Genomic DNA, 13,017 nt, shown 5'->3' with positions numbered 1-13,017 from the left:
GACCGTAGGCTAAGAGCACCGTAAAACCCCGCCGGTCAGCGGGGTTCCTCCGGCGCGGACGGGACCGTCACGGGTACCCGGATCCGCGCCCCGGGCACCCCGGCTCAGCCCGTGGCCCGCCGCAGATGCTCTCCGGTGAACGACCCCGGCGCCCGCAGCAGCTCGGCCGGCGTGCCCTCGAACACCACCCGGCCGCCGTCCTTCCCGCCGCCCGGGCCCAGGTCGATCACCCGGTCCGCGTGCGCCACCACCTGGAGGTTGTGCTCGACCACGACCACCGTGTTGCCCGCGTCCACCAGCCGGTCCAGCAGGCCGAGCAGACCGTCCACGTCCGCCATGTGCAGCCCGGTCGTCGGCTCGTCGAGCACGTACACCGCGCCGTCCCGGTGCAGCCGGGTGGCCAGCTTCAGCCGCTGCCGCTCCCCGCCGGACAGGGTGGACAGCGGCTGGCCCAGCGTGAGGTAGGTGAGCCCGACGTCCCGCAGGGCGCGCAGCCGCCGCCGTACGCCCGTGTCGTGGAAGAAGTCCAGGGCCTCGCCGGCGGTCATCTCCAGCACGTCGGCGACCGAACGGCCGTCGACGGTCAGCCGCAGCACCTCCTCGCCGAACCGCCGCCCCTCGCAGTCCGGGCAGGTGGTGGTCACCGGGTCCATGAACGCCAGGTCGGTGTGGAGGATGCCGCGGCCGCCGCAGGTGGCGCACGCACCGGTGGAGTTGAAGCTGAACAGGCCCGGTTCCGCGCCCGTCCCCCGCGCGAAGATCTTCCGCACGGTGTCCATGACCCCCAGGTACGTCGCCGGGGTGGACCGCCCGGAGATGCCGATGGACGACTGGTCGACCACCACGACCTCGGGGTGGGCGTCGGTGAACTCGGCGACCAGACTGCTCTTCCCGGACCCCGCCACCCCGGTCACCGCGGTCAGCACCCCGGCCGGGAAGCACACGGTGACGTCCCGCAGGTTGTGCCGGTCCGCCCCCTTCACCCACAACTCACCCGTGGGCTGCCGTACTTCCGTCTTCACCGCGGTGCGCCGCCCGAGGCACCGCCCCGTCAGCGTGCCCGAGGCGGCCAGCTCCCGCGGCGTCCCCTCGAACACCACCCTGCCGCCCTCGGCGCCTCCGCCCGGCCCCATGTCGACGACGTGGTCGGCCAGCGCGATGACGTCCGGGTCGTGCTCGACGACCAGCACGGTGTTGCCCTTGTCCCGCAGGCGCAGCAGCAGTTCACCCAGCCGGTGCACGTCCCGCGGGTGCAGTCCGACGCTCGGCTCGTCGAAGACGTACGTCATCCCGGTCAGGCTGGAGCCCAGGTGCCGTACGGTTTTCAGCCGCTGGCCCTCGCCGCCGGAGAGCGTGGACGTCGCCCGGTCGAGGCTGAGATAGCCGAGGCCGATCCGGTCGATCCGCTCCAGCGCGGCGACGGCGGCCGCGGCGACCGGCCCGGCCACCGGGTCGTCGATCGTCCGCAGCACCGGGATCAGGTCGCACACCTGCATCGCCGAGAGGTCGGCGATGTTCCGGCCGTCGATCCGGGAGGCCAGCGCCGCCTCGTTCAGCCGGGCCCCGCCGCAGTCGGGGCAGACGCCCTCGGTGAGGAACTCCCGTACCAGGTCACGGGTCTTCTGGCTCATCCCCTCCAGGTCCCGCTTCAGATACAGCCGTTCGAAGCGGTCGGCCAGTCCCTCGTACTCGGTGGTCCAGGTGCCGCCCGTGCCGTGCACGGTGACCTTGCTGCCGGGCCGTCCCCGCATCAGGAACTCCCGCTCGGCGGCGGTGAAGTCGCGCACCGGCTTGTCCGGGTCCAGCTCGTCGCTGTTGGTGTACGCCTGCCCCTGCCAGGTGCCCGGGGCGAACGGCGGGAACCGGACCGCCCCCTCGGCGAGGGAGCGGTCCGGGTCGATGATGCGGTCCCAGTCCGGCCGTACGGTCCGGCCCAGTCCGTCGCAGCCGGGACACATGCCCGACGGGTCGTTGAACGAGTACGCGGTCGCCGGTCCCGCGCTCGGGGTGCCGTGCCGGGAGAACAGCACCCGCAGCACCGAGTGCACGTCCGTCATCGTGCCCACCGTCGACCGGGAGTGGCCGCCGACCGGCCGCTGGTCGACGACGATCACCGGCGTCAGGTGCTCCAGCGCCCGCGCGTGCGGCCGCTCGTACTTGGGCAGCCGGTTGCGGACGAACCAGGTGTACGTCTCGTTCAGCTGCCGCTGCGACTCGACCGCGATCGTGTCGAAGACGACCGACGACTTCCCCGATCCCGAAACGCCGGTGAACACGGTCAGCCGGCCCTTCGGGATGCGGAGCGAGACGTCCTTCAGGTTGTTCTCGGTGGCTCCGGTGAGGGTGAGGTACGCGTCCTGCTGGGTCATGCCGCCGACGCTAGGCGGAATACCCGACAGCTTCTGGCGTGATTTCCTTCAGCTCCCCTCCTTCCATCAGCAGCCAGCGCGTGATGCCGACCGACCGCAGGAACGGCAGGTCGTGACTGGCCACGACCAGCGCCCCCTCGAACGACTCCAGCGCCGTGGTGAGCTGCCGGACGCTCGCCATGTCCAGGTTGTTCGTCGGCTCGTCCAGCATCAGCAGCTGCGGCGCGGGCTCCGCCAGCATCAGCGCGGCCAGGGCCGCCCGGAAGCGTTCGCCGCCGGACAGCGTGGCCGCCCGCCGGTCGGCGCGGGCGCCCCGGAACAGGAAGCGGGCGAGCCGCGCCCGGATCCGGTTGTCGGTGGCGCCCGGCGCGAACCGCGCCACGTTCTCCGCCACCGTCAGCTCCGGGTCGAGGACGTCGAGCCGCTGCGGCAGGAACCGCAGCGGGACGTGCGCCGCGGCCTCGCCCGACACCGGCGGCAGCTCCCCGGCGACCGTGCGCAGCAGCGTCGTCTTGCCGGCGCCGTTGCGCCCGATCAGCGCCACCCGCTCCGGGCCCCGCAGGTCGAGACCCTTCACCCGGGCGCCGTACGCCGTTTCCAGATCCGCCAGGGTGAGGACCTGGCGTCCCGGCGGCACGGCGGTGAACGGCAGGTCGACGCGGATCTCGTCGTCGTCCCGCACCGCCCCCACCGCGTCGTCGAGCCGCTCCTTGGCCTCGGCGAGCTTCTCCTCGTGCATGATGCGGTGCTTGCCGGCGGAGACCTGCGCCGCGCGCTTGCGCGCGCCCATGACGATCTTCGGTTCGCGTTTCTGCTCCCACATCTTCTGGCCGTACCGCCTGCGGCGGGCCAGCTTGACCTGGGCCTCGGTCAGTTCGCGCTTCTGCTTGCGCAGGTCGGCCTCGGCGACGCGCACCATGCGCTCCGCCGCCTCCTGCTCGACGGCCAGGGCCTCCTCGTAGGCGGTGAGGTTGCCGCCGTACCAGGCGATCCCGCCCGGGCGCAGGTCCGCGATCTGGTCGACCAGGTCGAGCAGTTCCTGGTCGTGGCTCACCACGACCAGGACGCCCGGCCAGCTCTCGACGGCCGCGTACAGCCGTCTGCGGGCGTACAGGTCGAGGTTGTTGGTGGGTTCGTCGAGCAGCAGCACGTCGGGGCGGCTCAGCAGCAGCGCGGCCAGCCGCAGCATCACCGACTCGCCGCCGGACACCTCGCCGACGGTGCGGTCCAGGCCGATGTGTCCGAGGCCCAGCTCGCCGAGCGTGGCCAGGGCGCGCTCCTCGACGTCCCAGTCGTCGCCGACGGTCTCGAAGTGCTCCTCGGCCACGTCGCCCGCCTCGATGGCGTGCAGCGCGGCCCGCTTCCCGGCGATGCCGAGCGCCTCGTCGACCCGCAGCGCGGTGTCCAGCGTGACGGTCTGCGGCAGCCGGCCCACCTCGCCGGACACCCGGACGGAGCCGTCCGTGGGGGTGAGTTCCCCGGCGATCAGCTTGAGCAGGGTCGACTTGCCCGAGCCGTTGAGGCCGACGAGGCCGGTGCGGCCGGGGCCGAAGGCCGCGTCGAGGTCCTCGAGGACGACGGTGCCGTCGGGCCAGGTGAAGGAGAGGGAGTGACAGGTGAGTGAGGCTGGCATGCGGGCCTCCGCGGTTGCTGAGGGGGATCAGGGGCACACGCGTATCGAGACACCGCGGGAGGACGACCGGCAGCCGGGAAGGAATCCGTGGCATGAGAAAAGCCCTGGTGCGGAGGGACCGCAAGGACGGCTCGGACGCCGAGGTCGCACGCAGCACACACACCTGACCGGTGTGGGGCGGTGTCTCAGAACCTCAGACGAGCAACGTCCTTCTCCCATCGACGACAACAGAACCGGCGACGACGTTACGCGCGGCCGCACCGGCCGTCAACGCGATTTCCGGACGCCTTCGGACCCCGTGTCCCCGCACCGAGGAGGCCCCGTGCCCAACGGCCCGCTCTCCCTGCCGGCCCGCCTGTGCCTGCTGGCCTGGGACACCGACCCCACCCGGGCCGCCCCCGTGGTGCGGGCCGGCGCCCTGGCCGATCTCGCACGGCGCGGCCTGCTGGTCGACGACGACGGCATCGTCACCCCGCGCGACCTCGACTCCCGCACCGGCGACCCGGCCCTGGACGGGCTGCTGGAGCTGGTCAGCGAGTCCTTCCCGCACGACTGGCGCACCTGGGTGACGCTGCACGCCCGGCACACCCTGGACGCGGTCCGCGAGCACCTGGTGGCCGAGGGCGTGCTGCGGGCCGAGAAGCACCGCGTACTGGGCGTGTTCCCGTCGGTGGACCACGTCCTGGCGGACACGGCCCGCGCGGACGCGCTGCGCGAGGAGGCCCGGCGGATCCTGTCCGGCTCCGCGGCGGCGGACGAGGTCCCGGCGACAACCGCGGTCGCGCTGACCCTGGCGGCCGCGGCCGGTCTTCCGCTCGGAGGCGACGACACGCCGCCCACCGACGTCCTGTCCGCCCGCGCCTCGGAGACGTCCCCGGCCCTCGCCGCCGTCCTCGACGAACTCCGCTCAGCCCTGCGGGACACGGCCCCGACGCCCTCACTGTCCAGGGGGCGCTGAAAGCCCCGGGCAGATCCCTCGGCGCATCGGCTCGATCGGATCGAAGCGGTCGGCCGGCACTTCGCGGACCGCCGCGCGCTGCTGGACGCCCTCGCCGAGTCGGGCTTCGTCCGCCTGGGCGCGAGGCTGCGGGCCGCGGTGGACGAGATCGACGACGACGACCTGGCCGCTCGCCTGCACGCGTTCGCGTCGGCCTACGTCCGGTTCGCGACCGAGAACGCCGCGCTGACCGGGCTGATGAACGCCGCCAAGCACCGCCCGGGGGCGACCGCGGTCGCCGAGGCCGCCGCAGCCGCGTTCGGGCAGATCGGTGACCTGATCGAAGAGGGTCAGTCACGCGGCGAGTTGGAGGAGGGCGACCCGGAGGAGATCGGACTGGTCATCTACGCCACCGTCCTGGGGATCACGTCCATGCTCAACAGCGGCATGATCGGACCGGGACGGCTCGAAGGGCTGGTGGACACGGCGGTGACGCAGTTCCTGCGAGGCGCCCGCCCGTCGGAGCCGCACTGACCCGGCCGCCGGCCGGACGCGGCCACCCGGACCGATCCCTCTCGTGCCCCGGCCTCCTTTCGGGGCCGTGCCCGCTCCCTTTCGCGCGTCGCGCGCGCGGGTCCGCCGTGTGCGCCCCGTTCCGCAGGGCGCCCCGCCCCGCGGAACCGCTCACGCGTCCCGCATCAGTTCCGCCAGGTCGTGGTCCAGGTCGAGGCGGAGGTGTTCGAGGCCGGTCGGGACCAGCTCGCTCGTCGCCGCCAGGAAGCGGCGCAGTTCGCCGGAGCGGACGTGGATGACGGCCGTGCCCTCCGGGGCGTGGAACTCCAGCACCGTGCGGTCGTAGCCGTACGGACGGACGCGTACGTCGCCGTGGCCCTCCGGGGCCTCCATGCCCGCGGCGAGCAGGTCGCGGGCGAACGTCCAGCACACGTCGACGCCTTCGAGCGTGGCGGGCGCGGGGAAGGTCATGCGGACGGCGAACGGGTCGTCCCCGTCGTAGTGCAGCGTGGCGGGGATGTCGGCCATCCGCGGCGCGGCGGCGACCAGGCGGGCCTCTACGGGCTGCTCGATGACGGTGGACAACGCCTTGCTCCCTCGTGACGGCTGGGCGGGCTTCCGGGCGGATCGTGTTCGTCGGCTACCTAGGAGACGCTGGAATCGGCCATTCCGTGCGCATGGGGAGCGAGTGACCTCTGTCACCGCCTTCATGCACCCGAGTGACACGTCTCTCCTCCCGTCCCGCACGGGCCACTCGGGGTGGCGCCCGCCGGGCGGGCGCTCTGGACGACGTCCGGCCCGTGGGCTGGCTTCGCCCGCCATGAGGCGCTCGGGAAGCACGCGACGGACGGGACCGACGGGACGCGAGGGGCGGCGCTTCCGCCGGGTGACCGCGGTGGCCGCCTGCGCGGCTGCGCTCGCGGCCCTCACCGCCGTACCCGCGCAGGCGCACGGGCGTCCGAAGGACCGTGCCCCGCACTGGGAGGTGAAGGACACCGGCACTCCCGACGTGCGGTTCCGCGGTCTCGCCGCCGTCAGCCGGGACACGGCGTGGGTCGCCGGAACCCGCGGCACCGTGCTGCGCACCACCGACGGCGGCCGGGCCTGGCGGGACGTCTCGCCGCCCGGCGCGGGGGAGTTGCAGTTCCGGGACATCGAGGCGTTCGACGCGCGGCGGGCCGTCGTGCTGGCCGTCGGGGAGGGCGAGGACTCCCGCGTCCACCGCACCGACGACGGAGGAGCGACCTGGACGGAGGCCTTCCGCAACCCGGACGCCCGCGCCTTCTACGACTGCCTCACCTTCTTCGACCACCGGCACGGCCTGGCGGTGAGCGATCCCGTGGACGGCAGGTTCCGCATCCTGTCGACCCGCGACGGGGGCCGCTCCTGGGCCGTGCTGCCCGACACCGGCATGCCGCCGGCGCTGGAGGGCGAGGCCGGGTTCGCCGCGAGCGGCCAGTGCCTGGTGTCGTCCGGGCCGAAGGACGTCTGGCTGGCCACCGGGGGAGCGGCCCGCGCCCGCGTCCTGCACTCCGCCGACCGCGGCCGCACCTGGACGGCCACCGACACCCCGATCCCGGCCGGCGACCCGGCGCGCGGCGTCTTCGCCCTCGCCTTCCGCGACCGCCACCACGGTCTCGCCGTCGGCGGCGACTTCAACCCCGGCCTGCCCTCGCCCGACGCCGCAGCCCGCACCGGCGACGGCGGCCGCACGTGGCGCCCGGCCGCCGGATCCCCGCCCGCCTACCGCTCCGGCGTCGCCTGGCTCCCGCACAGCCGCGCCGGCGCCCTCGCCGTCGGCCCCACCGGCACCGACTTGACCACCGACGGCGGCCTCACCTGGCGGACCGTCGACACCGGCTCGTACGACACCGTCGACTGCACGCCCGACCGGAGTTGCTGGGCGGCGGGGGAGAAGGGCAGGGTCGCCCGGCTGGAGCAGTGACGCCGGGCGAGGGCCCTACATCCCGCCGACCGGGGTACCCGACCGCTGTACGCGACCGAGCGCTCGCCGAGCGCGAGAGAAAGTGAGCGGACATGCCAAGCGGTTCCAGCCCCAAGCGGGAGCGTCAGTACGAGCACATCAAGGAGAGCGCGAAGGACCGGGGCGAGAGCACCGGGCGCGCCAAGGAGATCGCCGCCCGGACGGTGAACAAGGAACGCGCCCGGTCCGGCGAGTCGAAGACGGCCAGCCGGACGTCGACGCAGGACATGTCCTCCGGCAAGCGCGGCGGCCAGCGGTCCGGCAAGGGCTCCCAGGGCCCGACCCGCGACCAGCTCTACGAAGAGGCCAAGAAGCGGAACATCGAGGGCCGTTCGAGCATGAACAAGGGCCAGTTGCAGCGGGCGCTCGGCAAGTGAGCCTGCCTCCGCGCGGCAGGGCGGGCCGGGCGGCCGTCCTCCCGCGCGGCGCCCCGTAAGCTCGGGGCACCATGACGACGACCGTACGCACACCGGCCGGCTGGCCCGTCACCGAGGAAGAGGCCCGCGCGGTGCAGGACGCGCTGCGCGCGAAGGTGGTGCTCGGCGAATCCGGCCCACCGCCCGGCACCGGCCACGTCACCGGCGTCGACGTGGCCTACGACGACGAGCGGGACGTGGTCGCCGCCGCGGCCGTCGTCCTCGACGCGGGGAGTCTGGACGTCGTCGCCGAGTCCACGGCTGCGGGGCGGATCTCCTTCCCGTACGTTCCCGGACTGCTGGCGTTCCGCGAGATCCCCACCGTGCTGGCCGCCCTCGACGCCCTGCCCTGCGCGCCCAGCCTGGTGGTCTGCGACGGCTACGGCCTCGCCCACCCCCGCCGCTTCGGCCTCGCCAGCCACCTCGGCGTCCTCACCGGCCTCCCCACGATCGGCGTGGCCAAGAACCCCTTCACCTTCACCTACGACGAACCCGCCGCCCCGCGCGGCAGCACCTCCCCCCTCCTCGCCGGCCACGAGGAGGTCGGCCGCGCGCTGCGCACCCGGGACGCCGTCAAACCGGTGTTCGTGTCGGTAGGCCACCGGGTGAGCCTGGACAACGCCTGCGCCCACACCCTCGCGCTGGCCCCCGCCTACCGCCTCCCCGAGACCACCCGCAGGGCGGACGCCCTGTGCCGCCGAGCCCTCCGCGAGGCCGCACCGGCGCCCACGGCGGACTGAGTACGCGTACGGATGCCCGAACGGCCGCCCGACGGCAGGGTGTTCGCCATGTCGACCCACCGCAGCCGGCGTTCCTCCGTACGCCTCACCGACCGAGCCGTCACCCTGGCCCTCACCCTCGCGGTCCTGGCGGGCCTGGGCTGGGTGGCGGGCATGATCTACACCCTGCTCGCCTGGCCGCTCTGACACCGGTGCCCGCGAGGGCTTCGACGGCCGTCAGCGAACCGCCGCCACCCGGAACCCGATCCCCGCCTCCCGCAGGCGTCCGATCAGCGCGTCCCCCATCGCCACCGCCGTCGTGACCTGACCCGACGTCGGGGGCAGGTCGTCGAGGGCCAGGCACAGGGCGCTCTCGGCGAGCATCTTCGCCGTCTCGTCGTAACCCGGGTCGCCGCCCGAGACCTCCGTGTAGACCCGGCGGCCGCCCCCCTCACCGATGAAGCGGACCGTGAACCAGCTGCGGGCCCGCTTCTCGGGGCTCGGGCCGTCCCCCGGCGCGAGGCGGGCGGACAGGGCGCGGCGCAGCGGCGGGACCTGGGCCGCCGCGACCAGCGTGCCGACCGCGGCCACGCCGCCCAGGGCGACCGGCAGACTGCGCACCGCCGCGTAGTGGCGGTAGCGGAAGTCAGGGCCGTACCGGGCCAGCGCCTTCGCCGAGCGGCGCACGATCTGGCCGTCGATCGTCGGCAACGGAAGTGCCCACGCGTCGACCTCCGGCGCGTAACGCGGGGCGCCCGTCGGCGCGGAGGCGCGGCGGCCCACCAGCCGGGGCTCGTGGCGCCGGCGGTCCCGTGCGGCGGCGCGCAGCCTGCCAGGACGGGCGAACTGGTTCAGCGCCGAGGCGAACGTGCCGCCCGAGAAGGCCGCGTCGGCGGTGACGTACCCGTCGACCGTCAGCGGCACGTCCGCCGGCAGCTGCCGCACCGTGAAGTACGCGCCCAGGTCGTGCGGCACCGAGTCGAAGCCACAGGCGTGCACCAGCCGCGCCCCGGTCTCCCGCGCGCGGGCGTCGTGGCGGACGTACATCAGGTCCACGAACTCCGGCTCGCCCGTCAGGTCGGCGTAGTCCGCGCCGGTGTCCGCGCAGGCGGCGACGAGTTCCTCGCCGTGCTCGACGTAGGGCCCCACGGTGGTGGCGACCACGCGCGCCTGCTCGGCGAGGGCGCGCAGCGTGGCCGGCTCGGACACGTCCGCCCGCAGCACGCCCGCCTTCTCGCCGCCGGGCAGCCGCTCCCGCAGCTCCTCGAGTTTCCGTTCGCTGCGTCCCGCGACCGCCCAGCGCAGGTCCTCCGGCGCGTGGGCGGCCAGGTACTCCGCGGTCAGCGCCCCGGCGAAGCCGGTGGCCCCGAAGAGCACGATGTCGTACGGACGGTCCGTCCTGTTCAGCCTGCTCATGACACCCCTTGGTCGTGCAGCCGCGCCGCTGTCGGTGGCCGAGGCTAGCGTGAGGGGTGCGGAGCCCGACGACGAGCCCGGAGGAAAGCGATGGCCGTGCCGCGGAACGCCCTGAGGAAGCGGGAGAAAGTACGCGACCGGGCCCTGCGCCTGCCGGGCGCCGCCGGGGATCACCCCTGGGGCGAGACGGCCGCCGAGACCGACCGGAAGGTGTTCGACTTCCCGGGCGTCCACGACGGAAGTCACCCGCTCGGGGTGACCGTGACGCTGACGGACGAGACGGCGCACGCCCACGCACCCGCCTGCCCGGGCGCCGAGCCCGCCGGATACGGCCCGGGCCGGGCCGGCCGGGTCCGCGTCCCGCCGGAGCCCGCGGACGCCCCGGCGGCCGGGCTGCTGGGCGACCGGACGGAGGAGAGCTGCCGCACGGTCGCCGCCGAGCGGCGGGCGGCCGGGCTCGACACGCGGGCGGCGGAGCCGGGGGCCCGCTGAGACGGCCGGAGCGGGGGCGGCCCGGAGACCGCCCCCGTAGAGTGGCCAAGCGCTTGCTCGCCCGCCCTTGTGCCCGGTGGGCGGTGTTCTTAACATCGCAGGTGTTACACCAGAAGTGTCACAGTCGATGGGGGTTCGATGACGGAAGCGACGGCGCCGGACCACGGCCCGCTCACCGGCGTGCGCGTGGTCGAGCTGGCCGGCATCGGCCCCGGCCCGTTCGCCGCCATGCTCCTCGCCGACCTGGGCGCCGACGTCGTACGCGTCGACCGTCCCGGCGGCCCCGGACTCGGCATCGACCCCGCCCGGGACGTCACCAACCGCAACAAGCGCTCCGTGGTCGTCGACCTGAAGGCCCCGGACGGCCCCGGCCACGTCCTCGAGCTCGCCGAGCGCGCCGACGTCCTCATCGAGGGCTACCGCCCCGGTGTCGCCGAGCGCCTCGGCGTCGGCCCCGAGGACTGCCGGGCCCGCAACCCGCGCCTGGTCTACGGCCGGATGACCGGCTGGGGCCAGGACGGCCCCCTCGCCGACCGCGCCGGACACGACATCGGCTACATCGCCGTCACCGGCGCCCTCGGCATGACCGGCGAACCCGGCCGGGCCCCGGTCGCCCCCGCCAACCTCCTCGGCGACTACGCGGGCGGCTCCCTGTACCTGGTGGTGGGCGTCCTCGCCGCCCTCCACCACGCCCGCGCCACCGGCACCGGACAGGTCGTCGACGCCGCCGTCGTGGACGGCACCGCCCACCTCACCTCGATGATCCACGGCATGCTCGCCGCCGGCGTCTGGCAGGACCGCCGCGGCGCCAACCTCCTCGACGGCGGCTGCCCCTACTACGGCACCTACGAGACGGCCGACGGCGGGCACATGGCCGTCGGCGCGCTGGAGCCGCGGTTCTACGCCGAGTTCCTGCGCCTGCTGGACCTGGAGGACCTCGCCGGGGCGCACGGCGACGTCACCCGCTGGCCGGAGCTGCGCGCCCGGGTCGCCGGGCGGTTCGCCTCCCGCACCCGCGACGCGTGGACGGCCGTCTTCGAGGGCACCGACGCGTGCGTGGCGCCGGTGCTGTCGCTGCGCGAGGCCCCGCGCCACCCGCACCTCGCCGCCCGCGCCACCTTCACCGACCACGCGGGCATCACCCAGCCCGCACCCGCGCCGCGGTTCTCCGCGACGCCCGCCACCGTCCGCACCGGGCCCGCCCGGCCGGGCGCCGACACCGAGGACGTGGCCCGCGACTGGGACGTACCCGGCCTGGTGTCCCCGCCCTCGAACCCTCAGCGAAAGGCCTCCTCGTGAGCACCGAAGCGTATGTGTACGACGCGATCCGCACCCCGCGCGGGCGCGGCAAGGCGAACGGCGCCCTGCACGGCACCAAGCCCATCGACCTGGTCGTCGGGCTGATCCACGAGATCCGCGCCCGCTTCCCCGGACTCGACCCGGCCGCCGTCGACGACATCGTGCTCGGCGTCGTCGGGCCGGTCGGCGACCAGGGCTCCGACATCGCCCGGATCGCCGCCATCGCCTCGGGCCTGCCGGACACGGTGGCCGGCGTGCAGGAGAACCGCTTCTGCGCCTCCGGGCTCGAAGCGGTCAACATGGCCGCGATGAAGGTCCGTTCGGGCTGGGAGGACCTGGTCCTCGCGGGCGGCGTGGAGTCCATGTCCCGCGTGCCCATGGCCTCCGACGGCGGCGCCTGGTTCAACGACCCGATGACCAACCTCGAGGTCAACTTCGTGCCGCAGGGCATCGGCGCGGACCTCATCGCCACCCTGGAGGGCTTCTCCCGGCGGGACGTCGACGAGTACGCCGCCCTCTCCCAGGAACGGGCGGCCACGGCCTGGAAGGAGGGCCGCTTCGGGCGGTCCGTCGTCCCGGTGAAGGACCGCAGCGGCCTGGTCGTCCTCGACCACGACGAGCACCTGCGCCCCGGCACCACCGCCGACTCCCTCGCGAAGCTCAAGCCGTCCTTCGCGGACATCGGCGAGCTGGGCGGCTTCGACGCGGTGGCGCTGCAGAAGTACCACTGGGTGGAGCGGATCGACCACGTCCACCACGCGGGCAACTCCTCCGGCATCGTCGACGGCGCCGCCCTGGTCGCGATCGGCTCCAAGGAGGCCGGCGAGCGCCACGGCCTCACCCCGCGCGCCCGGATCGTCTCCGCCGCCGTCTCCGGCTCCGAGCCGACCATCATGCTCACCGGCCCCGCGCCCGCCACCCGCAAGGCGCTCGCCAAGGCCGGGCTGACCGTCGACGACATCGACCTGGTCGAGATCAACGAGGCGTTCGCGGCCGTCGTGCTGCGGTTCGTGAAGGACATGGGCCTGTCGCTGGACAAGGTCAACGTCAACGGCGGCGCCATCGCGCTCGGCCACCCGCTCGGCGCGACCGGCGCGATGATCCTGGGCACCCTCGTCGACGAACTGGAGCGCCAGGACAAGCGCTACGGGCTCGCCACGCTCTGCGTCGGCGGCGGCATGGGCATCGCCACCATCGTCGAGCGCGTCTGACCCCCTCCCGACGGATCACCTGGAGCAC

At 74.3% G+C, this 13,017-nt stretch carries 13 protein-coding genes; 9 read left to right on the top strand and 4 right to left on the bottom strand.

Annotated elements, in window-relative coordinates:
• Nucleotides 1–104 precede the first annotated feature (104 nt).
• Nucleotides 105–2,369 carry an ATP-binding cassette domain-containing protein gene (locus C1708_RS04390; RefSeq protein ID WP_106411398.1) on the bottom strand — a complete coding sequence of 755 codons (2,265 nt, stop codon included), beginning with the start codon at nt 2,367–2,369 and terminating at the stop codon, nt 105–107.
• A gap of 10 nt (nt 2,370–2,379) precedes the next feature.
• Nucleotides 2,380–4,002: an ABC-F family ATP-binding cassette domain-containing protein gene (locus C1708_RS04385; RefSeq protein ID WP_106411397.1), complete on the bottom strand. Its 1,623-nt coding sequence runs from the start codon at nt 4,000–4,002 to the stop codon at nt 2,380–2,382.
• Between the two features lie 322 nt (nt 4,003–4,324).
• On the opposite strand from C1708_RS04385, the gene C1708_RS04380 reads away from it, so the two are divergent.
• Both C1708_RS04380 and C1708_RS04375 read left to right on the top strand, forming a co-directional pair.
• A complete protein-coding gene (locus C1708_RS04380; RefSeq protein ID WP_106411396.1) occupies nt 4,325–4,960 on the top strand; it encodes a GOLPH3/VPS74 family protein in 636 nt (211 codons plus the stop codon).
• Between the two features lie 138 nt (nt 4,961–5,098).
• Entirely contained in the window at nt 5,099–5,473 is a 375-nt protein-coding gene (locus tag C1708_RS04375) for a TetR/AcrR family transcriptional regulator C-terminal ligand-binding domain-containing protein (protein ID WP_241911153.1), read from the top strand.
• A gap of 150 nt (nt 5,474–5,623) precedes the next feature.
• On the opposite strand, the gene ssgD is transcribed toward C1708_RS04375, so the two are convergent.
• Entirely contained in the window at nt 5,624–6,037 is a 414-nt protein-coding gene (gene ssgD, locus C1708_RS04370; RefSeq protein ID WP_106411394.1) for a spore wall synthesis regulator SsgD, read from the bottom strand.
• 301 nt (nt 6,038–6,338) lie between these two features.
• Here ssgD and C1708_RS04365 point away from each other — a divergent pair, with 301 nt between their 5' ends.
• The 4 genes from C1708_RS04365 to mmpA all read left to right on the top strand — a co-directional run bounded on the left by C1708_RS04365 (nt 6,339) and on the right by mmpA (nt 8,778).
• Nucleotides 6,339–7,397, top strand: a complete 1,059-nt coding sequence (locus tag C1708_RS04365; RefSeq protein ID WP_106411393.1) for a WD40/YVTN/BNR-like repeat-containing protein — start codon at nt 6,339–6,341, stop codon at nt 7,395–7,397.
• A 92-nt stretch (nt 7,398–7,489) separates the two neighbouring features.
• Nucleotides 7,490–7,813 (top strand): hypothetical protein, encoded by a 324-nt coding sequence (locus C1708_RS04360; RefSeq protein ID WP_033277608.1) that lies wholly within the window; start codon nt 7,490–7,492, stop codon nt 7,811–7,813.
• Nucleotides 7,814–7,884: 71 nt separating this feature from the next.
• Nucleotides 7,885–8,592: an endonuclease V gene (locus tag C1708_RS04355; RefSeq protein ID WP_106411392.1), complete on the top strand. Its 708-nt coding sequence runs from the start codon at nt 7,885–7,887 to the stop codon at nt 8,590–8,592.
• Between the two features lie 48 nt (nt 8,593–8,640).
• A complete protein-coding gene (gene mmpA / locus C1708_RS34310) occupies nt 8,641–8,778 on the top strand; it encodes a morphogenic membrane protein MmpA (RefSeq protein WP_198602394.1) in 138 nt (45 codons plus the stop codon).
• 30 nt (nt 8,779–8,808) lie between these two features.
• Here mmpA and C1708_RS04350 read toward each other — a convergent pair whose 3' ends face one another.
• On the bottom strand, nt 8,809–9,987 hold the full coding sequence (locus tag C1708_RS04350; RefSeq protein ID WP_106411391.1) for a saccharopine dehydrogenase family protein: 1,179 nt from the start codon (nt 9,985–9,987) through the stop codon (nt 8,809–8,811).
• 90 nt (nt 9,988–10,077) lie between these two features.
• On the opposite strand from C1708_RS04350, the gene C1708_RS04345 reads away from it, so the two are divergent.
• From C1708_RS04345 to C1708_RS04335, 3 genes are all read left to right on the top strand, one after another.
• On the top strand, nt 10,078–10,479 hold the full coding sequence (locus tag C1708_RS04345) for a dGTPase (RefSeq protein WP_106411390.1): 402 nt from the start codon (nt 10,078–10,080) through the stop codon (nt 10,477–10,479).
• Nucleotides 10,480–10,617: 138 nt separating this feature from the next.
• Nucleotides 10,618–11,778, top strand: coding sequence for a CaiB/BaiF CoA transferase family protein (locus C1708_RS04340; RefSeq protein WP_106411389.1), 1,161 nt, complete (start codon nt 10,618–10,620; stop codon nt 11,776–11,778).
• Nucleotides 11,775–12,989: an acetyl-CoA C-acetyltransferase gene (locus tag C1708_RS04335; RefSeq protein WP_106411268.1), complete on the top strand. Its 1,215-nt coding sequence runs from the start codon at nt 11,775–11,777 to the stop codon at nt 12,987–12,989. Before C1708_RS04340 ends, C1708_RS04335 begins: the two co-directional genes overlap by 4 nt.
• Nucleotides 12,990–13,017: the final 28 nt, after the last annotated feature.

The organism is Streptomyces sp. DH-12 (assembly GCF_002899455.1).
Classification (GTDB): domain Bacteria; phylum Actinomycetota; class Actinomycetes; order Streptomycetales; family Streptomycetaceae; genus Streptomyces.
The sequence above is the reverse complement of the archived record's forward strand: the minus strand, read 5'-3'. Positions and strand labels throughout refer to the sequence as shown.